At 37.7% G+C, this 24,494-nt stretch carries 21 protein-coding genes and 1 other annotated feature; of the genes, 17 read left to right on the forward strand and 4 right to left on the reverse strand.

Translation table 11 applies throughout. The annotated features are described in order from the left end of the window. Positions 1–226 precede the first annotated feature (226 nt). Both IGJ37_RS03285 and IGJ37_RS03290 read right to left on the reverse strand, forming a co-directional pair. The gene (locus IGJ37_RS03285; protein ID WP_325815019.1) at positions 227–862 is read right to left on the reverse strand and encodes a pentapeptide repeat-containing protein; all 636 of its coding nucleotides are present in this window, start codon (positions 860–862) and stop codon (positions 227–229) included. Then, the gene (locus tag IGJ37_RS03290) at positions 859–1,932 is read right to left on the reverse strand and encodes an FUSC family protein (RefSeq protein WP_289865461.1); all 1,074 of its coding nucleotides are present in this window, start codon (positions 1,930–1,932) and stop codon (positions 859–861) included. Before IGJ37_RS03290 ends, IGJ37_RS03285 begins: the two co-directional genes overlap by 4 nt. A 243-nt stretch (positions 1,933–2,175) precedes the next feature. Here IGJ37_RS03290 and opp1A point away from each other — a divergent pair, with 243 nt between their 5' ends. After that, positions 2,176–3,846, forward strand: a complete 1,671-nt coding sequence (opp1A, locus tag IGJ37_RS03295) for an oligopeptide ABC transporter substrate-binding protein Opp1A (RefSeq protein ID WP_002381303.1) — start codon at positions 2,176–2,178, stop codon at positions 3,844–3,846. A gap of 78 nt (positions 3,847–3,924) precedes the next feature. On the opposite strand, the gene IGJ37_RS03300 is transcribed toward opp1A, so the two are convergent. Then, entirely contained in the window at positions 3,925–4,275 is a 351-nt protein-coding gene (locus tag IGJ37_RS03300; RefSeq protein WP_002355784.1) for a DUF3899 domain-containing protein, read from the reverse strand. 90 nt (positions 4,276–4,365) lie between these two features. On the opposite strand from IGJ37_RS03300, the gene opp1B reads away from it, so the two are divergent. The 13 genes from opp1B to IGJ37_RS03365 all read left to right on the forward strand — a co-directional run bounded on the left by opp1B (position 4,366) and on the right by IGJ37_RS03365 (position 22,437). Then, entirely contained in the window at positions 4,366–5,307 is a 942-nt protein-coding gene (opp1B, locus tag IGJ37_RS03305; protein ID WP_002381304.1) for an oligopeptide ABC transporter permease Opp1B, read from the forward strand. Continuing rightward, the gene (opp1C, locus tag IGJ37_RS03310; protein ID WP_002355787.1) at positions 5,307–6,359 is read left to right on the forward strand and encodes an oligopeptide ABC transporter permease Opp1C; all 1,053 of its coding nucleotides are present in this window, start codon (positions 5,307–5,309) and stop codon (positions 6,357–6,359) included. Before opp1B ends, opp1C begins: the two co-directional genes overlap by 1 nt. A gap of 9 nt (positions 6,360–6,368) precedes the next feature. Next, positions 6,369–7,427 carry an oligopeptide ABC transporter ATP-binding protein Opp1D gene (gene opp1D / locus IGJ37_RS03315; protein WP_002355794.1) on the forward strand — a complete coding sequence of 353 codons (1,059 nt, stop codon included), beginning with the start codon at positions 6,369–6,371 and terminating at the stop codon, positions 7,425–7,427. Further along, positions 7,427–8,383, forward strand: a complete 957-nt coding sequence (opp1F, locus tag IGJ37_RS03320; protein ID WP_002361357.1) for an oligopeptide ABC transporter ATP-binding protein Opp1F — start codon at positions 7,427–7,429, stop codon at positions 8,381–8,383. The genes opp1D and opp1F overlap by 1 nt, the downstream gene beginning before the upstream one ends. A 40-nt stretch (positions 8,384–8,423) precedes the next feature. Then, positions 8,424–9,494 carry an RNA-guided endonuclease TnpB family protein gene (locus IGJ37_RS03325; protein ID WP_033596027.1) on the forward strand — a complete coding sequence of 357 codons (1,071 nt, stop codon included), beginning with the start codon at positions 8,424–8,426 and terminating at the stop codon, positions 9,492–9,494. Between the two features lie 213 nt (positions 9,495–9,707). Further along, positions 9,708–9,839, forward strand: a sequence feature (ribosomal protein L20 leader region). Positions 9,840–9,893: 54 nt separating this feature from the next. Beyond that, complete coding sequence (infC, locus tag IGJ37_RS03330) at positions 9,894–10,415, forward strand: translation initiation factor IF-3 (protein WP_002355797.1); 522 nt, start codon at positions 9,894–9,896, stop codon at positions 10,413–10,415. A 113-nt stretch (positions 10,416–10,528) separates the two neighbouring features. Then, the gene (rpmI, locus tag IGJ37_RS03335; RefSeq protein WP_002355798.1) at positions 10,529–10,729 is read left to right on the forward strand and encodes a 50S ribosomal protein L35; all 201 of its coding nucleotides are present in this window, start codon (positions 10,529–10,531) and stop codon (positions 10,727–10,729) included. Positions 10,730–10,789: 60 nt separating this feature from the next. Further along, entirely contained in the window at positions 10,790–11,149 is a 360-nt protein-coding gene (gene rplT / locus IGJ37_RS03340; RefSeq protein WP_002355799.1) for a 50S ribosomal protein L20, read from the forward strand. A 350-nt stretch (positions 11,150–11,499) separates the two neighbouring features. Next, positions 11,500–12,180, forward strand: coding sequence for a class B sortase (locus IGJ37_RS03345; protein ID WP_010819806.1), 681 nt, complete (start codon positions 11,500–11,502; stop codon positions 12,178–12,180). Then, positions 12,143–12,796: a hypothetical protein gene (locus tag IGJ37_RS03350; RefSeq protein WP_010824460.1), complete on the forward strand. Its 654-nt coding sequence runs from the start codon at positions 12,143–12,145 to the stop codon at positions 12,794–12,796. The genes IGJ37_RS03345 and IGJ37_RS03350 overlap by 38 nt, the downstream gene beginning before the upstream one ends. Positions 12,797–12,804: 8 nt before the next feature. Beyond that, complete coding sequence (locus IGJ37_RS03355; RefSeq protein ID WP_325815021.1) at positions 12,805–16,548, forward strand: DNRLRE domain-containing protein; 3,744 nt, start codon at positions 12,805–12,807, stop codon at positions 16,546–16,548. A gap of 6 nt (positions 16,549–16,554) precedes the next feature. Beyond that, positions 16,555–21,900 (forward strand): RHS repeat-associated core domain-containing protein, encoded by a 5,346-nt coding sequence (locus IGJ37_RS03360; RefSeq protein ID WP_430598967.1) that lies wholly within the window; start codon positions 16,555–16,557, stop codon positions 21,898–21,900. Positions 21,901–22,014: 114 nt separating this feature from the next. After that, on the forward strand, positions 22,015–22,437 hold the full coding sequence (locus IGJ37_RS03365) for a hypothetical protein (RefSeq protein WP_325815023.1): 423 nt from the start codon (positions 22,015–22,017) through the stop codon (positions 22,435–22,437). A 143-nt stretch (positions 22,438–22,580) separates the two neighbouring features. Here IGJ37_RS03365 and IGJ37_RS03370 read toward each other — a convergent pair whose 3' ends face one another. Next, positions 22,581–22,961: an MmcQ/YjbR family DNA-binding protein gene (locus tag IGJ37_RS03370; RefSeq protein WP_002385048.1), complete on the reverse strand. Its 381-nt coding sequence runs from the start codon at positions 22,959–22,961 to the stop codon at positions 22,581–22,583. A 67-nt stretch (positions 22,962–23,028) separates the two neighbouring features. Here IGJ37_RS03370 and IGJ37_RS03375 point away from each other — a divergent pair, with 67 nt between their 5' ends. The 3 genes from IGJ37_RS03375 to IGJ37_RS03385 all read left to right on the forward strand — a co-directional run bounded on the left by IGJ37_RS03375 (position 23,029) and on the right by IGJ37_RS03385 (position 24,483). Further along, positions 23,029–23,388 carry a DUF1304 domain-containing protein gene (locus IGJ37_RS03375; RefSeq protein WP_002358829.1) on the forward strand — a complete coding sequence of 120 codons (360 nt, stop codon included), beginning with the start codon at positions 23,029–23,031 and terminating at the stop codon, positions 23,386–23,388. A gap of 67 nt (positions 23,389–23,455) precedes the next feature. Next, the gene (locus tag IGJ37_RS03380) at positions 23,456–23,950 is read left to right on the forward strand and encodes a GNAT family N-acetyltransferase (protein ID WP_002370719.1); all 495 of its coding nucleotides are present in this window, start codon (positions 23,456–23,458) and stop codon (positions 23,948–23,950) included. Between the two features lie 17 nt (positions 23,951–23,967). Further along, complete coding sequence (locus IGJ37_RS03385) at positions 23,968–24,483, forward strand: GrpB family protein (RefSeq protein WP_002361365.1); 516 nt, start codon at positions 23,968–23,970, stop codon at positions 24,481–24,483. The last annotated feature ends 11 nt before the right edge of the window (positions 24,484–24,494 follow it).

Below are 24,494 nucleotides of genomic sequence, written 5' to 3' on the forward strand. Positions count from 1 at the left end.
ACGTTCTTGGATTAGAAGAACGTTTGTCATAATCTCTTCATGATTTATAGGAAATGATTCCAAAAGTTTCTCTTGTTCCAAAAAAAGAGATTGCTTAACCTAAGATAGTTTACCTAAAAATAAGGCACAAGTAAAATGGTTCCGTTGGTTTTTCCAAAAAATTAATAACAATTTAATAAGAAAGAACCGACAGAACCAGTTATTCGGCTATTTTTTTAAAATTTTCTTAGTTAATCACCAAACCAAGGGCACTTGCTAAATAAATGGCTTGTTCAGGGGTGACTTTGAGACCTGATAAATAGTTTGGCGAGAAAGTCAAGCGTTCAAAGGTGTTTTGGGAAAAATCCAATCCTTTTAAAGAAGTATTTAGCCAATTACTTTCGGTTAAATCGCAAGCTTCTAGCAGGAGTTTCTTCCAGGTGACCTCGAAAAATTCACTTTCGACTAAACGTGTCTGATTAAAGTGAACAAGATTAAAATTTGCAAAACGAAAAGAAGCATAATCGGCTTTGCAATCTTCAAATAGACAATCTTTTAAATAGCTATCTGCAAAATTCGTTCCTGTCAAATTGCAACGAAGGAAAGTCACTCGATGAAAACTGCCAGACAGCCATTCGACGTTAGAAAAATCGCAAGCTTCAAAACGCACATTACTACAATCAAAAGAAGCAAACTGGCCATTTGCTAATGAAAGATGATCGAAAACAGCATCCCGAAAGACTAAGTTACGAACTTCTTGATTCGATAAATCAATCTGCTGATACAAATGATTTTCTAAGATTGCCTCATCTTCTAATTGACAGTTCGTTAATAGAGGAAGTTGTTCTGGTAGATTTGGTGGCAAGGGATAAGTTATTTTCATAAAACGCCTCTTTCTTCTTGTTGATTTTCAAAGGTTTCATCAATTGAGTAGGCCCGATTATAGAAACGTAGCGCAGTTGTGAAAACATAAGCGCCGGCAAAACCAAGTAAACTACCTAACACAATCCCGACTAATCGATAGTTTAAAAGATTACTAATGACTTGCTGTCGTGCAAGATTTGATAATAATAAGGACATCGGGGTAATAAAAAAGCTGGCAATCGCATAGTTTCTGTTAATGAATCCTTCAAAAGCTGCATATAGAATACTAATGATACCGATTGTTTGTAAAGGTGTAAAGGGAATCGTTAATAAAATTGCAGAAAGCAACAAACCGAGACTCGTGCCTAGAATCCGTTGAACATTTCGCTGCATCACAGAATGTAAATTTTCCCCTTGTAAAATGGCTGCGCAAGTAAACGTCATCCAATAGGCGTTGACTAAATGAAGCGATTGGCTTAAATAAGCCGCTAAAAATAAAATGGCCGCATAATGCAAAGCATCTAATAAAGAAGCGGGATCAATATAAAGTCGTTCTTGAAGAGACATCCGTTTTTGAAAAACGTAGGGGCGCTTGTCGATGAAATGAAGCACAATGCCCATGATAATGCCGGTCACTACTCCTAAAAGAACAAAACTGGCCATGATGGGAATCTTATGTAAAGGAAAATTGTTGCTTGTTCCCATTGCGGTTGACATGATAACTAACAAAGCACCAGGCTTCTCAATGCCATACAATCTAAAAAGTAAGCGTGCAAAAAAAGCGACGATGGCAATTGTAATAGGAATCAACCAAGGTACATGGTGACTTAGCATTCCTAAGCTGTTGCCCAGAACAATAAAAAAGCCAACAATATTCAGTCTGCGCAATAATTGAGGCAAAGGAAGCGGCTGATAATAAATAAACGTATAAATGCCCATCGAGCCAAAGGTCCCAATGAGTAAATTATTGGAAAAATAACCAATTAATAATGGAATTGCCATACAAATTGCGACACCAACTAACCGAAATAATTCGTCATTTGCTTTATCAATAGCAAACAAATCCTTTAAAAACGTAGAATTTTTCATATTTTGTCACTCCTTTACTTCCTAATTTACCATAATGTTTAGAAAACTGACAAAAGAATTGCAATAAAAGACAGGAAGAAAAAGAGTGGTTTCTGATAGGAAGAGAAGAAAAATTAAAAAAAGTTAACATTTTGACTTGCAATTTTAATATGAAAAATGTAAGATATATTCCATAGCAATAAATAATTATTAAATTCTGATTTTTCAGAAAATACAGATTGTATTATTTTAGGAGGCAACACTATGAAATTGAAAAAGTCATTAACATTCGGTGTGATTACATTATTTAGCGTAACAACTTTAGCGGCTTGTGGAGGCGGCGGAACGTCAGATAGCTCAAGCGCGTCTGGTGGCGGTAAGGCAAGTGGCGAACAAGTTTTACGTGTCACAGAACAACAAGAAATGCCAACAGCTGATTTATCACTAGCAACAGACAGAATTAGTTTTATTGCATTAAATAATGTATATGAAGGAATTTATCGTTTAGACAAAGATAACAAAGTCCAACCTGCAGGTGCAGCGGAAAAAGCAGAAGTTTCTGAAGATGGACTAACATACAAAATTAAATTAAATAAAGATGCAAAATGGTCAGACGGTAAACCAGTGACTGCTAATGACTATGTTTACGGATGGCAACGAACAGTTGATCCAGCGACAGCTTCTGAATATGCTTATCTGTATGCCTCTGTAAAAAATGGTGATGCCATTGCTAAAGGGGAAAAAGATAAATCAGAATTAGGAATTAAAGCAGTCAGTGATACAGAATTAGAAATCACTTTAGAAAAAGCAACACCATACTTTGATTACTTATTAGCTTTCCCATCGTTCTTCCCACAACGTCAAGATATTGTGGAAAAATATGGTAAAAATTATGCATCAAACAGCGAAAGTGCTGTCTACAATGGTCCATTCGTCTTAGACGGCTTTGATGGTCCTGGTACAGATACAAAATGGTCATTCAAGAAAAACGATCAATATTGGGATAAAGACACAGTGAAACTGGACTCAGTAGATGTGAATGTCGTGAAAGAATCACCAACCGCGTTGAACTTGTTCCAAGATGGACAAACAGACGATGTCGTTCTTTCTGGTGAATTAGCCCAACAAATGGCCAATGACCCAGCTTTTGTTAGTCAAAAAGAAGCATCAACACAATATATGGAACTAAATCAACGTGATGAAAAATCACCATTTAGAAATGCAAACTTACGTAAAGCAATTTCTTACTCAATCGACCGTAAAGCGTTAGTTGAATCAATCTTAGGGGATGGTTCTATCGAGCCAAACGGTTTAGTACCAGCAGATATGGCAAAAGACCCAAGTGGCGGCAAAGACTTTGCTAAAGAAGCAGGTAGTCAAATTGAATATGATACGAAAAAAGCTAAAGAATACTGGGAAAAAGCGAAAAAAGAATTGGGGATTTCAACCTTAACAATGGATATTCTTTCTTCAGATGCAGATTCTTCTAAGAAAACAGTTGAATTTGTTCAAGGGTCAATTCAAGATGCTTTAGATGGTGTGAAGGTAACGGTTAGTCCGGTTCCATTCTCCGTTCGTTTAGATCGTTCAAACAAAGGCGACTTTGATGCAGTAATCGGTGGTTGGAGTGCTGACTATGCTGATCCAAGTAGTTTCTTAGACTTATTTGCTTCAGATAATTCATATAACCGTGGACGTTATAACAATCCAGAGTTTGACAAGTTCGTGAAAGCTGCAAGTAGTGCAGATGCGACAGATCCTGAAAAACGTTGGGATGATATGTTAAATGCAGAGAAAACGATTATGGGAGACATGGGTGTGGTACCATTATTCCAAAAATCAGAAGCGCATTTACGTGCTGAAAAAGTCAAAGATGTCGCAGTTCATCCTGCTGGCGCAACGTATGACTACAAATGGGCATACATTTCAGAATAACCTGACAAAAGATCGATAGCAAACAAAAAAGGACCTTTGCCATGGAATAAAAGGCAACGGTCCTCTTGCTATCTTGTCTTAGACCAAGTAAAATAGTAGAAAGCCTAAAGACAGAATCAGTAAGATGCCCCCAGTTTTTAGCCAGAAAGAGCGATGTGCATCGCCAATGACTGAAAGCGGGATAAACTCTTTCGGTTCATTTTTCTTTTTAAAACGAAACGCGTTTTTCATTGAGCGCTGAAAGTTATCGAAAAAGCCAGAGGACATAATCCATAAAGCAATGCCGATAATTAAAAAGAAAAGCGAAACGATAAAGAAGGTATCTGATAATGAGGAGGTAGTGATAGGTTCTTTACTTATTAATAAGTAAAGAAAAATGCCGATACTGGAAATAACGGCTGTAATAATTGGCCATTTAAAAGTTTTCATGTGTTCACCCTATCTATTATTGTGGTCTATCTAGTCATTACTTTAACGAAAATAACTGAGGAAGTCAAAAAAATCTCGGAGGTGTCATTATTGAATAGTTTTGGAAAATATTTTCTTAAACGGATCTTTTTCATGATTATCACTTTGTGGTTAATCGCAACGATTACGTTTTTCTTAATGCAATTATTACCAGGTACGCCTTATACCAACCAAGAAAAACTTAGTCCAGAAACAATCGCTATGTTGAATAAACAATCTGGCTTAGATAAACCAGTGATTGTTCAATACGGAATTTACTTAAAGAACCTGGTAACGGGAGACTTTGGTATTTCATTCCAATTTAAAAACCAACCTGTTGCTAAGTTATTAGCTGGTCGAATTGGGCCGTCCCTTCAACTGGGAGGACAAGCGATTATCTTTGGTACGTTAGTCGGTATTTTATTGGGGATTATCGCAGCGATGCGTCAAAATACTTGGGTAGATACGTTGGCAACATTGTTAGCCATTTTAGGTCGTTCTATTCCAAACTTTGTTTTCGCGGTATTATTACAATACATTTTTGCAATGAAATTAAGAATCTTACCAATTGCTATGTGGAATGGTTTTGCCTACACAATTTTACCAACTATTGCCTTGGCAATGAGTCCAATGGCCGATTCGGCTAGGTTTATTCGAACCGAGATGGTAGAGGTCTTGCATAGTGATTATGTCGAATTAGCCAAAGCAAAAGGCTTGAGTCGCTGGCAAGTTGCATTCCGCCACGGGTTAAGAAACAGTTTAATTCCATTGATTACCTTATTAGGACCTTTAGCCGTTGGTTTAATGACAGGTTCTTTAGTAGTAGAAAATATTTTTGCCATCCCTGGAATTGGGGAACAGTTTGTAAAATCAATTATGACAAACGACTATCCAACAATTATGGCAGTAACTATTTTGTATTCAACAATGTTAGTTGTTGTAATTCTGATTGTTGACTTACTTTATGGTTTAATTGATCCAAGAATTCGCGTATCAGGAGGTGCAAAAGGCTAATGGAAACAGTCAATAAAAATAATCTACCACAAGCGATTAAAGATATTCCGGCAGATGAGTTTCAGCCTCTAAACACTTCAACTCTAAAAGAAAGAGAGCGTATTGCCACACCGTCTTTAAGTTTCTTACAAGACTCATGGCGTCGTTTGAAAAAGAATAAAGCTGCAGTTATCTCAATGAGTTTCTTAGCAGTTATTATCTTTATCTCTATTATTACCATTTGGGTTTCACCACATAACCCAACGAAACAAAATGTTTCTTACATTAACTTACCACCACGAATTCCTGGCTTGGAAAGCGTGAATGGTTTAAATGGTAAAACAACAGTTGCTGGTCAATTAGTTGATAAATATGCACAAGCAAACGTTCCAGATAACGTAAACTTTTATCTAGGAACAGATGGTTTAGGTCGTGATGTCCTAAGTCGTTTATTTATGGGAACACGTATTTCCTTATTAATTGCGTTTATCGCGGCAATTCTAGATATTACGATTGGGGTAACGTATGGACTGATTTCCGGGTTAGTCGGCGGTCGTGTCGATACAGTAATGCAACGTATTTTAGAAGTTCTTTCTGGTATTCCTAACTTAGTTGTTATGATCTTGATGCTAACAGTCTTTGATCCAGGGATTGTTTCGATTGTTTTAGCCATGGTTATTACAAACTGGATATCAATGGCCAGGATTGTGCGAGCCCAGACCATGAAACTAAAAGACCAAGAGTTTGTCATGGCAGCAGAAACATTGGGCGAATCTCGTTGGAAAATTGCTATTAAACATATTTTACCGAATATCTCAAGTGTCATTATTGTCCAAATGATGTTCAGTATCCCATCGGCAATTTTCTTTGAAGCGTTCCTAAGTTTTATTGGGTTAGGCTTACGTCCACCAACCGCATCTTTAGGAACCTTGTTAAACGAAGGATACAAAACTTTCCGTTTCCTTCCATATTTAATGTGGATTCCAGCGGCAACACTTTCAGTTATCATGATTTGTTTCAACTTGTTAGCTGATGGTTTACGTGACGCATTTGATCCTAAGATGAAAGAGTAAGAGTGGTGAATGACTATGGAAAAAGTATTAGAAGTTAAAGACTTAAGAATCTCCTTTGATACGTTTGCAGGTAAAGTCAACGCCATTCGTGGTGTGAGTTTTGATCTTTATAAAGGTGAAACGTTAGCCATCGTAGGTGAATCAGGGAGTGGTAAATCTGTTACAACCCGCAGTATTATGCGTTTGTTGAGCAGTAATGCCAATATTGATAACGGGGAAATTTTGTTTAAAGGGCAAGATATTGTTCATAAAACAGAAAAACAAATGCAAGCCATTCGTGGTAAAGAAATCGCAATGATTTTCCAAGATCCGATGACTTCATTAGACCCAACGATGCCAATTGGCAAACAAGTGGCGGAATCATTAATCAAACATAATAAAGTCTCAAAAAAAGAAGGCTTAGCGCAAGCATTAGAATTACTAAAATTAGTCGGTATTCCTAATGCTGAAAAACGTTTGAAAAACTATCCGCACCAATTTTCTGGTGGACAACGTCAACGGATTGTCATTGCAATTGCTTTAATTTGTTATCCAGAAGTTCTAATTGCAGATGAACCAACTACAGCGTTGGATGTAACCATCCAAGCACAAATTTTAGAGTTATTAAAAGACTTACAAGAAAAAATTAGCACTTCGATTATTTTCATTACCCATGATTTAGGTGTAGTAGCGAACGTGGCTGACCGTGTCGCTGTCATGTACGGTGGACGTCTGGTTGAAGTGGGAACAGCAGAAGAAATTTTCTATAATCCACAACATCCATATACTTGGGGACTTTTAGGGTCAATGCCAACGATGGAAGGAACAGAAGACAAACTTTATGCGATTCCAGGTTCACCTCCAGATTTATTAGATCCACCAACTGGAGATGCCTTCTATCCACGGAATGAGTTTGCTTTAAAAATTGATACAGAAAAAGAACCACCTTATTTTGAAGTATCACCAACCCACAAAGCAGCAACGTGGTTATTAGCACCACAAGCACCAAAAGTTACGCCTCCAGCAGAGATTGTTCGTCGTTGGGCAATTTATGCAGAGCGTCAAAAAAATCCAGGAGGTAGTAATTAATGGCAGAAGAGAAAAAAGTCCTATTAGAAGTCACTGGTTTGAAACAGTATTTCAATGTTGGTCGTAAAGACGAAGTAAAAGCCATTGATGACATTAGTTTTCATATTTTTGAAGGCGAAACCTTTGGATTAGTTGGCGAATCAGGAAGTGGAAAATCAACAACTGGTCGCAGTGTCATTCGTTTATATGATCCAACTGCTGGTGAAATTCTTTTCGATGGAAAAGACATTAGCAAAATTAAATCAAAAGCGGACATGCAAGCATTCCGCCGCGATGTTCAAATGATCTTCCAAGATCCATATGCTTCATTGAACCCAAGAATGAAAGTCAATGATATTATTGCTGAAGGAATCGATGTCAATGGATTAGCTAAAACACCAAAAGAGCGGGAAGAAAAAGTCAATGAACTTTTAAAAACGGTGGGATTAAATCCAAGTCACAGTACGCGTTATCCTCATGAGTTTTCTGGTGGGCAACGTCAACGGATCGGGATTGCTCGTGCTTTAGCGGTTAATCCACGTTTCATTATCTGTGATGAGCCAATTTCGGCTTTGGATGTGTCGATTCAAGCCCAAGTAGTAAACTTATTACAAGATTTACAAAAAGAACAAGGCTTAACTTACTTGTTTATCGCACATGACTTATCGATGGTAAAACATATTAGTGACCGAATTGGCGTAATGCACAGTGGGAAATTATTGGAAATGGGCACAAGTGATGATGTCTATAATTTCGGCGTTCATCCTTATACAGAAAGTTTACTTTCTGCGATTCCATTACCAGATCCAGACTATGAACGCACACGTAAACGGATCGTTTACCAGCCTGCAGCGGCAGATGGGAAAGATCGTGAGCTCCGTGAAATTCTCAATGGACACTATGTTTATTGTGCTGAAGACGAAGTTGCAATGTACCGTGAAAAAATTGAAGAGAAGAAAAGAAAAGCTGGTTTATAACCAGCTTCTTTTCTAACTATCTTGGTAGGGTGGTTATGAGATGAAGGCTCTGAAAGCTTATAAATACAGACTTTATCCAACCTCAAAACAAGAAGAGTTTATTCAAAAAACATTTTCTTGTGTTCGCTTGGTGTATAATTTAATGTTACAAGACCGGATTGATATCTACAAAGAGATGCGAAAAAATCCTCAACAAACGTTTAAAATGCCAACGCCAGCTAAATATAAGAAACAATACCCTGTCCTCAGAGAAGTTGATAGTTTAGCCTTGGCAAATGCACAAGTTTATTTGGATCGAGCCTTTAAAAATTTTTATCGGGAAAAAGGGATGGGCTTTCCAAAAAAGAAAAAGAAAGAAACGGTGCATTCCTACACTACGAACAATCAACATGGCACGGTCAAAATTTTGGATAATCGTTATTTGAAAGTACCTAAATTGAAATCTTTAATTAAAATGAAGGTACATCGCCAACCGCTGGGGGAGATAAAATCTGTAACTATTTCTATGAGTGCGAGTCACAATTATTATGTTTCCATTTTGTGTGAAGCGCCGATTGAAACGAAAACAAAGCAACAAAAAATGGTGGGAATTTGTAGCAGTAGGGAAAAATTTGCGCTGCTTTCGAATGGTGAAAGCTTCGAAAAAAGCTATTGTTCAAAGCATTTAAAGCAAAAACTACGTCAAGAAGAACGAAAATTAAACAAGCGTAAAATGATTGCTTTAGAAAAAGGTGTCGATCTTTCGCAAGCAAAAAATTATCAAAAACAAAAAATAAAAGTCGCAAAAATTCGCGAAAAAATAGCCAACCAACGAACGGATATTTTAAACAAAATTACAACGGAATTGGTTTCAAGTTACGATGTTATTTGTATTGAAAAAGCCCATCACAGTAGTGAGCGGCCACCAAAACATGATCGTTCTGAACTGGCTTGGTCTTTATTTTTAGCTAAACTGTTGTATAAAGCACAATGGTATGGCAAAGAACTCATTTGTATTGAGTCAGAGGAGATAGAAACAGAGTTGTCTTTTTCTGAAAGTACAGAAAATTCAGAGTATCTTAGAAGCCAAAAAATCTTAGAACGTGGCTTGTCTAAACGAGAAACCTTATAAATAGAAGAACTGTAGGGACTACAGGGATCGCCTAGGGGATAGAAAATGTACACCATGTGTTGAACCATTTGTTTCTAGGAAGTCACATTGGGACAGTCCACTAATTATTAATGATCAAAATACGAGTTCAAACGAATCTAGTGCTAGATTCGTTTTTTTTTGAGGAAATATATTGACAACTAGGATAAACTAAGGTAAACTAGTGAAGTTGAGAAATGAAAGCAGAAGCACCCGCTTCTCGCCTTAGTTGAGTATATCGCTGGGCTAGATAAAGTATTCCTTATTTTTTTAAGTAAGGCAGACTGTTGGCGGGTTCTGGATAGGAACCTGTTTTTTTATTGCATTTAGCAAACAAAGCAGACTTCCGTTAGGATTTTCTCTTAAAAATTTTGGAGGTGAATGACCATAGCAAAGGATATGATGGTTAACGACGGCATTCGTGCACGCGAGTTACGTTTGATCGGACAAGATGGTGAACAATTAGGTGTAAAAACCAAAGCAGAAGCATTACAAATCGCTGAATCTGCAAACTTGGATTTAGTACTTGTAGCGCCAGGAGCGAAACCACCAGTTGCGCGAATTATGGATTATGGAAAATTCCGTTTCGAACAACAAAAGAAAGAGCGTGAAGCTCGCAAGAAACAAAAAGTGATCAACGTCAAAGAAGTTCGTTTAAGTCCAACAATTGACGTAAATGACTTCAATACAAAACTTCGTAATGCGCGTAAGTTCTTAGAAAAAGGAGACAAAGTGAAAGCTTCTATCCGTTTCAAAGGCCGTGCCATTACCCATAAAGAGATTGGTCAGAAAGTTCTTGATCGCTTAGCTGAAGAAACTGCGGACATCGCCACAGTGGAACAAAAAGCGAAAATGGACGGACGCAGCATGTTTCTAACGCTGGCACCGAAAAACGACAAGTAAACGAAGAGACCGAGCATTCGGACTTTTGGTAATTTCTACAAGAAGGATATTCGACAGTTGTGACTGTTAGAGTCTTTCACTTGAAGCAAAGATTTTGAGGAGGAAAATTAGTCATGCCAAAACAAAAAACACACCGCGGATTAGCAAAACGTGTAAAACGTACTGGTGGAGGCGGCTTAAAACGTGGCCGTGCCTTTACATCTCACCGTTTCCACGGTAAAACTAAAAAACAACGCCGTCAATTGCGTAAAGCAAGCATGGTTGCAAAAGGCGATTACAAACGTATCCGCCAACAATTAGCAAGAATGAAATAAAACAACTCGGTGACTTTTAGATTACCGTCAAGAGAAACAAGATATTAGGAGGAATTCAACATGGCACGTGTTAAAGGTGGAACAGTAACCCGTAAACGTCGTAAAAAAGTCCTTAAGTTAGCGAAAGGCTACTACGGATCAAAACATACTTTATTTAAATCAGCAAAAGAACAAGTAATGAACTCTTATTACTATGCATTCAGAGACCGTCGTCAAAAGAAACGTGACTTCCGTAAATTATGGATTGCACGTATCAACGCGGCAGCTCGTATGAATGGCTTAAGCTATTCTAAATTAATGCACGGTTTGAAATTGGCAGAGATTGATATCAACCGCAAAATGTTAGCTGACTTAGCCGTTAACGATGCAGCAGCATTTACAGCGTTAGCTGAACAAGCAAAAGACGCTTTAAGCAAATAAGCTTAAACAATCTTTCACACCCTACTCAAGGAGTAGGGTGTTTTTTTATCTTTATTTAAATAGCCAAATATTATCATGCTTAAAAATAATTTTAATAAAATTATATAAATAATTAATGTTTGTTGTTTTTATTTATCGAATAAAAACAACTAGGAGATGTTAATTTTAATCAATAAATATTTTTATTTATTTCAAAGGTTTTATAGCTGATTTTTTAAAGGTTAATTACTATTTCATTGTTTTGAATATTGTGATAATATTTTAAATGATTATATTTCTATTTTTTTAATTTTAGATGATAATGTTTTATTGGAGATGTATGAAGTTTATAACTAATTAGGAGGGATTTGTTGAAACAATTTCTAACGCTTGTTGTTTTAATTTTTGTTTTAGGAATCTGTTGGCTGAAATTTCTAGATGTAGAAAATATAAAGTCAGAATTAAGTGTTAATAAAAGCCAAACTGCTTTTCATAGTAATTCAGATGTGTATGCTCAGTTAGATGTTGAGGGTACAAGTATTCATTATCCTGTAGCACAACATTTAACAGAGGATAGTTATTATCTTACGCATGATGTTGATCATAATGAAACCATTTATGGTGCGGTTTTTACTGAGGGAGTCAATAGGAAAGATTTTAAGGACCCTGTCACGATTATTTATGGACATTCTACGAGAGATGGATCGATGTTTGGAACACTATCGAATTTTGCAGATACAAATTTTTTTGAGACGAATCGTAGAATTACCATTCGAACACAGCAAGAAGTGATTGAGTATGAAGTTTTTGCAGCCTATCGTTTTACAGATGAGCATTTGTTTGAAACGTATCATTTAGGGGATTTAAAGGCTGTGAATGATTACCAGGAAAGGATTGAGGAATATTCAAAACAAGCACAAGGCCATTATCGTAAATCTGTTGCCCAAGCGCACGGGAAACTTTTGATATTGTCGACTTGTGATGAAAAAGATGGGGAGAGAAGGTTTGTTGTTCATGCAAGAGAAAGGGAACGGAACAAAAGTGAAGAGTAGTCTAGGGGAAGGAATAAAGAAATTTTATTTTACTCTGTATGTTGTAGGAGTAATGTTTTATGGAATGGGAAGTTATTTATTTTTAAATGGAATAGTTACTTCTAGACTAGAAGACTCATTTAATAGAATTATTAGTTATGGGATTGGTGTAACATTAGTAAGTCTAGGCGTAGGCCTTTTCCTGTATTTATTTTATCTATTTTATCGTAAGGTATCTTCAAAGAAAAAAGTACGACGAGCTTTAAAAAATTATTTGTTGGTGATGCTTCTATCAGGAGTTCTTCTAGGGCTATTGGGAGAAATGCTCTACCGTACAACAGAAATTTCCTATGAAGGGACAAAGCGTTTAATTTGGATATTAACGACTTATATACAAGGAAGTGCACGGTTTATTTTTCTTTACTATTGCTTAGAAAACTTTTTAAATGAATCATTTTGTTGGAAAAATCGGTTATTTAGACAATTGTTGTTGGGGGTTTTCTTTTTATTAAGTATATCTATAGGGATACGAATATTTTTACCGAGTATTAGTCCGATAGTCATGTTTCTAACAGATATAGTTATTTCAATTGGAATTGTTTATAAAGAGCTATTTCAATCAAAAAAAAGGGAGTAGGGGTAAAATTGAAAAAAAGGATAGAAAAAATTATTAAGTATGTTGTGTTGGTGCATTTATTAATGGGAAGTATGCCTTTTGCTTATGCAGAAGAGATTCAGGATACTGTTGAACAAAATAAGGCAAAAAATTATTATAAAGAAACGGTAGAGAATGTTCAAGAGTCAGTCGTTCCAGAGCCCCAGAACCAAACAAAGGACACATCGTTCAAAGAAACAGAAACTTCTCCTTCAGAATTAGATGGCAAGAAAAAAATTGACGATGGCAACAAAGAATATGCGCTACACTTGCCCGAGGTTGAAGAGAGGAAGCTTAATAAAGAGGAAGAATCGCTAAAAACAAAATATGGTGAGCCGATTTTAGAAAATGGTCAGGAACAGATTTATAAAGTAGATGACACGCATTTTATCACCTATATTAACAGTGACGTTAAAACATATAAAAATGAAGAAGAAATTGAGGTTCCTATCGATTTAAGTCTGGTGTCGGTGAACGAAGAGGATAAAACTATTTTTAAACCGAGTAGCAGTCCTGTTGCAATCGTTTTACCAGATAAAATGGATCAAAATCAAGGGGTTCAAGTATCAAAAGGCGAGGATACGTTAGAGTTAATGCCAAAGGATAAGGTTTATAAAAATGTGACAGTTAAAGAAAATGCGCTTCTTTATAACAATGTTGACGAAGGCGATGATGTTCAGTACACGGTGACGGATAAAGGTGTCAAAGAAGAAATTATTTTAGAAAAATGGCGGGAAAAACATCAATTTGTGTATCAGTTTTCTACTGAAAAGTATTCAGCTTTTTTAGAGAGTAATCAAGTCCTAATTCGGAAAAAAGGTCAAAAAGAAGTGCTGTTTGTTTTATCGGCGCCACAAATGATGGATCAAGCTGGTGAAACAAGTGAAGACATTACACTTAGTCTTCAGAAACAAGAAGATCATTATGAATTAACGGTTGACGCCAGTCAAGAATGGTTAGCAGATGAAGCACGTGTTTATCCTGTTCGGATTGATCCAACAGTAACCGTTCCTACCGAAAATTTAATTGATACGGTCACTAGTTCAGTACATGGAACCTATCAAGGGCGCGGCTATGGCTATGTTGGCTATATTACGCAAGAAATGACCGGAATCGGGAATGCAAAAGATGTTGGACGGACAAGGATTTATTCAAAAATTAATTATGACTTTTCGAAAATTCCTAAAGAGGCAAAGATTGATAGTGCTACCTATAATTTGTATCAATACATTCAGTATCCGCAAACCAATGCGACGTTTTCTAGTTATAAACTGACAGAAGACTTTAATATTGATACATTGACATGGGATAATTCAGTCGGCTTATCACAAGAGCCAACAGGCGAAAAAGCAATTAGTAGTGCCAAATATGGGCTGCATCAATTTGATATTCGTGATGCGGTTAATAGTTGGGTACAAGGAACGAGCAAAAATTATGGGATAGTCGTTCAGGCAACCAATGAAAATGATTATGGTGGAGCTTTTTATACGACCTATTCAACAGGTGGTCCAGGACAATTTGATTTTACACCTGATAAACGCCCAAGTTTAACGATTAATTGGTCGATTCCTGATCCAGTTGATATCCATTATCCAATTAAAGATACGACCGTTGCTTTACGATCCATGATGATAGCGGATAAAAAAGGGAAATTGCAGTTTCAAGGTGTTTTTGCAGACGGATTAACAACACCAGGTGCGATTTTGGATTATAGCTTGAGTGATAAAGGCAAAGACTTTGCTGGACAATCGTTTGCTAGTTATTCTTATAAGTATCCTAATTCAAGTCTATTTGACTCTTATTTTCCAAAAGGAACCACGAAATACCGAGATAAACTTTCTAATTGGCAAACAGGGATTCCGTTTACCGCGCCAACCCACAATACGGTTTACACGATTGATGCAGAAAGTAAAAAAGATGGCCGTTCTAGCGGGAAAAAGAGTAGTGAAAAATTTGTCATTTACAAAGTGACGCAATATGATACGTTACCTAAAATCGCTGCTTATTATGGCGTACCATTAGCTCAAATTGTTTATGACAATCGAGTACAAGACATGTTGCTTTTACAAAATAATACACTGTTTATTCGCAATCCCAAGAAAAATGCGAACAAGCCATATAATCCACCGAAGCTTTCAGATGGAACCAAACAAGATATTGATAGCTTATTAATGGGACGTGGTCTGCATTGCGAGTTTGGTTTTGAACCGATTAATTTGAATACAGGCAATTTTTATCTGGATCGGACGGATGTTACGATTCCTAGCTTAACTAGCAATTTTGAAATTACGCGAACGTACAATTCCAAAGGCGCGGACATCAATAGTCTTTTTGGGCGTGGTTGGTCTTTTGCTTTCAATGAACAAGTCACTAGTGATGAAAAAGAAAACCTTTATTATACACGAACAGATGGCAGTATTCTGAAATTTAAAAAAGAAGGCAACAAATACCTTGCGCCAGCAGGTTATGATTTAACAATGACAGTCAAAGAAAAAGAAACGAAAGAAGCCGATTTTGGCAATGGCAAAGAAAAATATAAGGTGAAAGAGTATCAAATCACAGACAATGATAACCAAGAGAAAACCTTTAATTATTTTGGTCTGCTAACTAGCCAAAAAGATGAAAAAGGCAACGTAACGAAATTTGATTACAATAAAAATGCTCAATTAACTGCTATTACTGATCCAACAGGCAACATGTACAACATTACCATGAACGAAGAGGGCTATATCAGCAATATTACGGTACCCAACGGCGCTAAATTAGCCTATGAATACGATAACGAAGGACATTTGATTGGTTTTATTGACGCGATAGGGGTCAAAACACGTTATGAATACAACAAAGAAGGTCTAATGACTGCTTGGTATGACGGCAATGGTAATAAAATTATTGAAAATACCTATGATAAAGAAGCTCGTGTTGTCAAACAAGTTGACGGAACAGGCGCTGTGTCAACGTTGGCGTACAGCGACGGACAAACAATTACAACAGACGGAAATGGTGCGGTCACAACGTATCACTATGACAAACAATACCGCACAACTCAAATTAGTTATCCTGATGACACAAGTGTTGTCAAAGCTTATGATGCCGAGAATCGTCTAATTAGTGAGACGAACGAACTAGGACAAACTTCTAGCTACACCTATGATAAAAAGGGGAATCAGCTGACAGAAACGCGTTTTGACGGCGCTGTTAAAAAAGCTACTTATGATGAGAAAAATCACATCACTAGTGAAGTCGATTTTGATGGAACCAAGACATTATATACGTATGACAAGGCAGGGAATTTACTCTCTAGCCAAATCAATCAGCAAGCCCCAATGACCTTTGCTGTTGATAAACAAGGGCGTATAACGAGTACCACTGATTCTGAGGGGAACCAAACGACTTATAGTTATTCGGGTGCCTTTTTGGACAAAATTATCAATCCTCTAGAGGGTGTGACTAGTATCACCTATAATGCTCACGGACTTCCTGTTAGCATGACAAACCCATTAGGCGGCGTCACAACGATGACCTATGATGGTGAAGGACGCAAAACCAGCGAAACGACCCCAGACGGACAAACGACCAGTTATACCTACGATGGTGCTGGTCAAGTAATAGCCCAAACAGACGGTAACGGCTTTACGTCGACATTCATTTATGATGCAGTTGGCAACAAGTTGAGTATGACCAATGCCACTGGTGGTAGCTATACGTATGCTTATGACGGTGTGGGTAATTAGATTAAGATGACCAATCCAGAAGGACAGACGACAACCTATACCTATGATCAACATCAACGCTTACTAAGTGAAACCAATGCGGCTGGCCAAACATTAACCTACCAAAGAGATGCATTAGGCCGTTTGCTAAGTGATACGAATGAAGCGGGAAAAACAACGACTTACACGTATGACGACATTACGAATCAAATCGCCACAATGACCGATTCACTGAAACAAGTGACCAGTAATACTTATGATGACACGGGTAATTTGGTCAAAGCAGAGAAACCTGATGGCACCCAAGTATCAAATGAATACAACGATTTAGGCTGGATTATTAAACGGACAGATGAAGCTGGAATTGTCACCACGTATACCTACGATGAAAATGGTAACAAATTAAGTGAAACAACTAATAACAGAACAACAAACTATACCTATGATTCGTTAGGAAATGTAACAAAAGTCACGTATCCAAATCAAAAAACAAGTACGTACACCTATGACAAAATGGGCAATGTTCTTTCGTTCATTGACGCTCGTGGCAAAGAAACTATTTATAGCTATACAAAAGGTGGCGCCTTAACGACAATTACGGATCCGCTAGGCAATCAAACCAAAATTGCCTATGATGGCAACGGCAACCAAGCTAGTGTAACTGATGCAGCGGGCTATACCACCAGCACCACTTATAATGGTCATAATTTACCAGAAACAGTTACAGACGGCTTAGGCAACCAAACAAAGTATTCCTACAGTCAAATTGAGCAGATAACCAGCGCAACTGATGCTTTAGGTAATAAAAAGGTCTATTCATATAATGAACTAGGCTATCCGACCGCTATTACCGATGAAAATGGCAATGTCTACAAGCTTTCATATACACCGACTGCTCAAACAGAAAAAGTTGAAAATCCTGATGGTTCCACATTAACGAATACCTATGATGAATTAGATCGGTTAGTCAAAGAAACACACTCTAACGGTTTAATCACTGAATACGAATATGATGCAAGTAATCGTGTGGTCCATTTAAAAGACAACCAGGGATTAGATGAAGCCTATACGTATAATGCGTCGGGTGAGAGGCTGACAGAAACAAACAGCTTAGGGGAAGTCACAACCTATGAATATGACGAACAAAACAATGTTACAAAAATTGTTTATGCAGACAAAACCAGCGAAACATTCACGTATGACGTCATGGGCAATCTGCTGACGTCCACGGATGTCGAAGGGAAGAAGTCGACCTATACCTATGACGAAAATGGCAATTTAACCGAAACAACCGATGCAAAAGGACGTAGCACGGCTTATACGTATGATGCAATCAACCAAATTGTTACAGAAACAAACCCAGCTGGCGGGAAGCTGGTTTACACCTATGATATTTTAGGGAATGTCTCGAGTATCACAGATGAAAAGGGTGAAAAAACCAGTTACGGTTACGATGCCAACCAAAACTTGATCCTTTATACCGATGCAAAAAAGAATACAACAGCCTTGAAATACGACCCTCTGAATCGTCTAACTGAAAAAGTTAGTCCCACAGGTGCTGTCCAAAAGTATTCTTATGATCATTTAGGCAACCTTTTAACTGAAACAAGCGGCGAAGAAAATCGTACTAGCTATACCTATGATTCAATGAACCGTGTTGCTAGTATCACGAAACCGACTGGTGGTATCAGTAAATATACCTATGATCAAGCGGGCGGACTTTTATCAGAAACAGATGAAAATGGCCACAAAACAACTTATGAAAATAATTTTTACGGTCAAGCCATCAAACGGACTTTACCAAACGGAGCTAAATACAGTTACGCTTATGATAAACTAGGACGTTTAAGCCAACAATTGGCACCGAAAGGTTTATCGCAAAGCTATACCTATGATGTTGCTGGGAATTTAATCAAACAAGAAGATCAATCAAAACGGGTTACAACTTATGATTATGACAAAGCGGGGCGCTTGCTGAAAACGACCAATCCAGCAGACTTAACGACTACGTTTACCTATGACGAAGCAGGGAATTTAGCGCAAACCGTCAGTCCAAGTGGCATCAAAACCAACTACAGTTATGATGTTTTAGATCAATTAAAAACCGTTGCTACACCAACCGGACGCAAGACTTCTTACGAGTATGATCCAGTAGGTCAGTTGACGACACGAACCATTAACGGTAAACGAAAAGAAACCTACAACTATGATCCAAACGGTAATCTAACCGAAACCATTAACGCATTAGGTCAAAAAAGTTCTAAGACCTATGATGCAGGCGATCGCTTAACAAGCGAAACCAATACCGCTGGACAAGTCACGGCTTATCAATATGACCAAGATGACCGCTTAACGAAAATTATTTCAAGTGAAGGGGCTTTCAACGAATTTTCATACGACGGCAATAACAATTTAACTAAAGTTACTTCTGGCGGACAACGAGTGACCACCTACAGCTATGACAAAGCAGATCAACTACTTGAAGCCACTACCGGAACTGGCGCAAAAGCGGCGACAACCAGCTACGCGTATGATTCTGTCGGCAATATTACCGAGATGACCAATGGCAATGGTAAAGTCACCAAATATAAATACGATGAACTATCGAATGTCGTGGAAAAAGTTAATAGCTTAGGTGACACCACAAAATACACCTATGATGCGGACGATCGTTTAGAAAGTGTCAAACAAGCCAATGGCAAAACGATTTCCTATGATTACAACAAGCTGGATCAACTGCTGCAAGTCAATTATTCAGAAAAAGCAGATGGTACCGTGATGTACACTTATGATTCAGAAGGACGTCGAATTTCCATGAATGACTTAACGGGACAAACCCAATACGAATACAACGACGAAGACGAAATAACTGGTGTCCGCCAAGGCGACGGCAGCTTGATTAAGTACACGTATGATGATTATGGCAACATCAAAAAAATGACTTACGCCGACAAGTCTGAAGTCAAGTACAGCTATGATGAATTGGACCGTTTAACCAAAGTCACTGACAAAGAGAACCAAACGACGACTTACGAATATGATGATGCTGGCAACATGACCAAAATCAAGCGCAAAGATGACACGACTTCAACGCTAACTTATCGTTTGGACAATCGTGTTGAAGAAATTGTGCATCGCAACAAAAAAGGCAAAGAACTGGCATCCTATCGTTATGAATATAATGCCGATACCTTTATTTCAGAAGAAGTCATTACACAAGCTGGCAAAACCGTTGTACAAACTTATGAATACGATAGCTTAGGACAAGTCGTTCAGATGACCGTTTTTGATAAGAAGAAAAAACAGGAACTTGCAACGTATAACTACACTTACGATCAAGCAGGCAATAAATTAACCAGTACGGAAACCATTGCTGGGCAAGAAGTAAAAACTGAGTTCACTTATGACGACAACAATCGCCTGTTGCGTATGAAAAACGATCAGGAGACCATCACTTATGAATACGATAAGAACGGTAATCGTCTGAAACAAAGTGGCACCGATGAAACACTAGACTATATTTATGACACAGAAAATCGCTTACTAGCAGTCAAAGATAATCAAGGCTTACTATTAGCAGCACTTTATGACGGCGAAAATAATCGGGTCTTCACAGCGAGTCGCACAGAAAAAACGACCGCCTATCAACTCTTTAAACGTCAAGAGAAAAAAAGCAAAGTCGCAGCGAAACACGTGCCAGACGATCGCCGTAAATCCCCAGCGACTAGTCCCAACGGCGAAGAGAATTCTCTTTTCTGGTACGGATTTACAGGCAACGTTCTCCAAGCACTTTCAAGTTTACCAGAAACCGTTGGCGATCTTTGGTTGGAGGCTTTTGATACTATTTCACGTGCCTACCATCAAAAAATCGCGAAAGATCGAGCGAACGAAGAAGGGATTGTAGTCAATCCACCAAGCTTAGGCAAGCGGCCTGGTGAAGGGAAAGTCACTTATTCTTCCGAAGTGAATGACGTGTTAATCCCTTATACAACTAGGGAAGATACGTACAATTACTACGAAGTGCGCAACTATGTCAATGATGTCAATCAAGAAAATACCCAAGTTCTGCAAACGTATGATGATGAAAAGAAAACACGAGAGACGTACACGTACGGCCATGAACGACTCAGTTATACCAATCATCAAACGAACGAAGATTATCAATACTTGACCGATGCCCGTGGCAGTGTCACCGGTTTAGTCCAAGGAGAAAAAATAACCAACACGACTCACTACAGCGTTTTCGGCAGACCAACAGAAAAAGATGACACTGGCAATCCTTATGGGTATACTGGAGAAGCACAGGACATTACAGGTTATCATTACCTCAGAGCTCGTTACTATGACAGCCACAGTAGCACCTTCCTGACCCAAGACAGTTACGAAGGGGAAGAAGATAATCCATTAAGCCAAAACGGCTACACGTATGTCGAAAACAACCCAATCAACTATACCGACCCAACGGGACATAAGAAAAATTGGTTCCAAAACGTGTGGTCAGGTATCAAAAAAACGGCCAGTAAAGTAGTTAATAAAGCAAAACAAGTCGTTAGCAATGTGTATAATACCGCGAAAAAAGTTGTCAGCACTGTTTGGAATGGTGTGAAGCAAGTAGCGAGTAGCGTGTGGAATGGTGTCAAACAAGTCGCAAGTTCGGTTTATTCTGGCGTCACCAACTTTGCGAGAACTGCCTATAATACCGTAAGTAATTATTTCTCTGGAGGAGGAACTAACTATTGGCAACCAGCCTCCGCCAATTATAGTGGCTACAGCTACTATAGCGGTTATCCCGTCGCAAGCGGTGCACCAAGTAGCCAAAGTACTCTAAGCTATGCACAAATCCAAGCAATACAAACAGCCCAACGCCAACAACGTTTAACCGCAGACTACCAAAAAGCAACAGGTAGTAAAGGCAAACCGAAGACAAAAGAAGGGCAGAACTTACTGAGAAACTGGGGCAAATCTTTGAAGAATACTTTGACGAAGTTCTGTCAGACAGCGAAAAAAGTAGGAAAACAAGTAGTAGAGAAAGCGAAGTCCGGGGTCGCCTTTGGTGCCGGCGTTATTAAACAGTCATTATCCAATAATGGGATAATACTACCAATCAATTCGAGATTATCAAGATGGCTAGAACAAGATTGGATTAAGCAGAATCCAGCCTATAATACAGGAGTATTTATCGGACAGCTAGCAGGTTTAGCGCGAGCAGCAACAGAATATGTTGGAGCGGGATTAACCTTTGTAGCAGGGACTGCTGGTAGTGGTGTTCTCGATGCTTTTGTAGGAGTTGCCAGCGGAGGGACAGCAGCTGCTGCAATACCAGCTATGCATTGGCAGAGATGGCCGCAGTTACTGCGACCTGTAATGACTTGAACAGAAAGAACATCAATGAAAATTTTTCCAAGACTAGTCGTAGTATTAATTATATTAAATAGGTTGAGTAGACTTCAAATAAATTAATCAAATTAGCAAAAAAAGGAGTTAAAAATGAATAAGAATAAAATAATTGGGTTTAGCTTTATACTAATCATGGCAATTTTAGGAATCATCGCGATTTTTTTCGAGTTAACTAGTTTAATTATTGTAATCGTTCCACTAGTCACGTATATGTATCACGCTTTCTTTGTCGCTCCAAAACAAAAACAATTTCTAAACATAAAAGAAGCAGTCAAAAATTCAACTTTCTCCAACGAGCAACTCTCTGAACAAACAAATATTGAACCTGAAAAAATTAATTTATTACGAATAGAGTGTTCCTTTACAACGGAAGAACTTAAACGTTTAGCCACAGTATTAGAACTCCATGAAGATAAATCCGCTCAAAAAAATGGAAAAAGAGTACTACTAATTGTCGTGGGTTTCATTTTGACGCTTCTGATCGTCTATTTTGTCTTTGGCGAGAATGCTTAAACAAATGTTAGTATCAAAAATCCAGAGGAAAGTGCTATCTATCAACAAGGTTGGGGCAAAATATCAAGCCTTTATTATTTTCTATGCCTGAGACAAAAAGTCAAAGTGATTTTTATCTCAGGCTCTACTCTTAGTACGTTCCTTTAATAACTCCGTTGGTAACTTTCATCTATAAATGAAAAAACTTGTGAGAGCGGAATTTCTTCAGAAAGACTTAACCAATGCTCTTTATTCATATGATAGGCAGGAAAATAGCCAGGTTGGTTCTTTAATAAGGCAATCAATTCAGGCGCAAGTTTAACGGTTAAAATAGTGAGCTGCTTATTCTCGGTAGCGCCGAGCAGTTGTGCATCCAGTGGCATAATTAAAGCAAACCATTTTGCATTTCTAGGATGACGAAAGACGAGATAGTCTGGATGTTTTTTAAAAGGAAAATCGGGCGTTATCTGATAACGTTCTTGGATATAGGCGCTAATAGTTTCTTGAAAAGTCATAGGTTTCTTCCTTTCGTTAAGGCTAGGCATATCTATTTACATCATAGCAAAAATTACATAAAATTACTTCGTTCAAAGGAATGGGAGGAGGGAGCAGATGACATTAATTTCAACAATTTTAGTAACCTTGGTGGCTGTAGAATTTTTCTACATTATGTATTTAGAAACGATTGTACCAACATCTGAGACAACAAGCCGTGTTTTTAAGATGGATAAGCAAGAGTTACAAAGAAAATCAGTGACTACATTGTTTAAAAATCAAGGAATCTATAATGGACTAATCGGTGCAGGACTTATTTATAGTGTCTATTTTGCGCAAGCAACGATGGAGATGACAAAATTTTTATTGATTTATATTATTTTAGTGGCGGCGTACGGTAGCTTAACTAGTGATAAAAAAATCATTTTAACACAAGGCGGTTTAGCTATCGTGGCTTTGATTAGTTTACTTGTTTAGCCATCAGAGTTAATAGAGAGAGGCAGTCAAATCGACAGAAAAAACACGGTTGATTTGACTATTTTTTATAGAATTGAGAGAGACAAAATGTGGTATACTTTGTTTATTAGATAGGGAGGAATTAAAAATGCTGAACCAAAAAGAAGTAAAAAAAACCGATTATCCTCAATTAATTTCTCTATGGCGTTCTTCAGTAGAAGCTACCCATTTGTTTTTGAGTCAGGCAGATATTGATAAAATCGAAGTGGTTTTACCTGATTATTTTCAACAAGTTCAATTAAGTATGTGGTTAAATGAAGAACAGAAATGTGTGGGCTTTAGTGGAACAAATCAACAAACTTTGGAAATGTTATTTATTGACCCAGTCTATTTTCGTAAAGGCTATGGTGGAGAAATTATCAAAAAGTTAATAGAGCAAGAATCAATTATCTTTGTTGATGCTAATAAACAAAATGAAGGGGCAGTGAAGTTCTATCAATCTCAAGGGTTTCAAGTAATTGGTGAATCAAAGGAAGATCCTCAAGGAAATCCGTTTCCTATTTTACATATGAAACGGATATAGAAAAGAAGGGAGAAGCCATGCGAGTAATCGTTACAGAATACCAACCAGCCTGGGTGGAACAGTTTGAAGAAGAAGCCCAAGCGTTGAAACAGATTCTAAAGGAAAATTGTCTTAAAGTTGAACATATCGGTAGCACATCTGTGCCTAATTTAGCAGCCAAACCAATTATTGATTTTTTGGTCATTGTTGAAGAAATTGAAAAAGTAGACCTGTTACAAGGGGAATTTGAAAGAATCGGTTATGAATATATGGGGGAATTTGGACTATCAGGACGTCGTTATTTACGAAAAGGCCCGATAAAAAGAACACATCATGTGCATATTTATCAGTTTGACAATACGCAAGAAATTTTGCGCCATCTTGCTTTTCGAAATTATTTACGAGAAAATCCGGCAATTGCTACAACCTATGGTACATTAAAAAAGCAATTGGCCCAAGCACACCCCGATAGCATTGATAAATATATGGATGGCAAAGATGCGTTCATTAAGAAAATAGAAAAAGAAGCGTTGAAGAAATATTGGGAAAAATAAAAAAAGTTGCT

Origin of the sequence: Enterococcus sp. AZ104 (genome assembly GCF_050546705.1) — a bacterium.
Lineage (GTDB): Bacteria > Bacillota > Bacilli > Lactobacillales > Enterococcaceae > Enterococcus > Enterococcus faecalis.

What these genes read in the sequence shown, in the direction of transcription:
- IGJ37_RS03285 (WP_325815019.1), bottom strand. Translation starts at nt 862, where the DNA reads ATGAAAATAACTTATCCCTTGCCACCAAATCTACCAGAACAACTTCCT.
- IGJ37_RS03290 (WP_289865461.1), bottom strand. Translation starts at nt 1,932, where the DNA reads ATGAAAAATTCTACGTTTTTAAAGGATTTGTTTGCTATTGATAAAGCA.
- opp1A (WP_002381303.1), top strand. Translation starts at nt 2,176, where the DNA reads ATGAAATTGAAAAAGTCATTAACATTCGGTGTGATTACATTATTTAGC.
- IGJ37_RS03300 (WP_002355784.1), bottom strand. Translation starts at nt 4,275, where the DNA reads ATGAAAACTTTTAAATGGCCAATTATTACAGCCGTTATTTCCAGTATC.
- opp1C (WP_002355787.1), top strand. Translation starts at nt 5,307, where the DNA reads ATGGAAACAGTCAATAAAAATAATCTACCACAAGCGATTAAAGATATT.
- opp1D (WP_002355794.1), top strand. Translation starts at nt 6,369, where the DNA reads ATGACTATGGAAAAAGTATTAGAAGTTAAAGACTTAAGAATCTCCTTT.
- opp1F (WP_002361357.1), top strand. Translation starts at nt 7,427, where the DNA reads ATGGCAGAAGAGAAAAAAGTCCTATTAGAAGTCACTGGTTTGAAACAG.
- IGJ37_RS03325 (WP_033596027.1), top strand. Translation starts at nt 8,424, where the DNA reads ATGAAGGCTCTGAAAGCTTATAAATACAGACTTTATCCAACCTCAAAA.
- infC (WP_002355797.1), top strand. Translation starts at nt 9,894, where the DNA reads ATGACCATAGCAAAGGATATGATGGTTAACGACGGCATTCGTGCACGC.
- rpmI (WP_002355798.1), top strand. Translation starts at nt 10,529, where the DNA reads ATGCCAAAACAAAAAACACACCGCGGATTAGCAAAACGTGTAAAACGT.
- rplT (WP_002355799.1), top strand. Translation starts at nt 10,790, where the DNA reads ATGGCACGTGTTAAAGGTGGAACAGTAACCCGTAAACGTCGTAAAAAA.
- IGJ37_RS03350 (WP_010824460.1), top strand. Translation starts at nt 12,143, where the DNA reads ATGCAAGAGAAAGGGAACGGAACAAAAGTGAAGAGTAGTCTAGGGGAA.
- IGJ37_RS03360 (WP_430598967.1), top strand. Translation starts at nt 16,555, where the DNA reads ATGACCAATCCAGAAGGACAGACGACAACCTATACCTATGATCAACAT.
- IGJ37_RS03365 (WP_325815023.1), top strand. Translation starts at nt 22,015, where the DNA reads ATGAATAAGAATAAAATAATTGGGTTTAGCTTTATACTAATCATGGCA.
- IGJ37_RS03370 (WP_002385048.1), bottom strand. Translation starts at nt 22,961, where the DNA reads ATGCCTAGCCTTAACGAAAGGAAGAAACCTATGACTTTTCAAGAAACT.
- IGJ37_RS03375 (WP_002358829.1), top strand. Translation starts at nt 23,029, where the DNA reads ATGACATTAATTTCAACAATTTTAGTAACCTTGGTGGCTGTAGAATTT.
- IGJ37_RS03385 (WP_002361365.1), top strand. Translation starts at nt 23,968, where the DNA reads ATGCGAGTAATCGTTACAGAATACCAACCAGCCTGGGTGGAACAGTTT.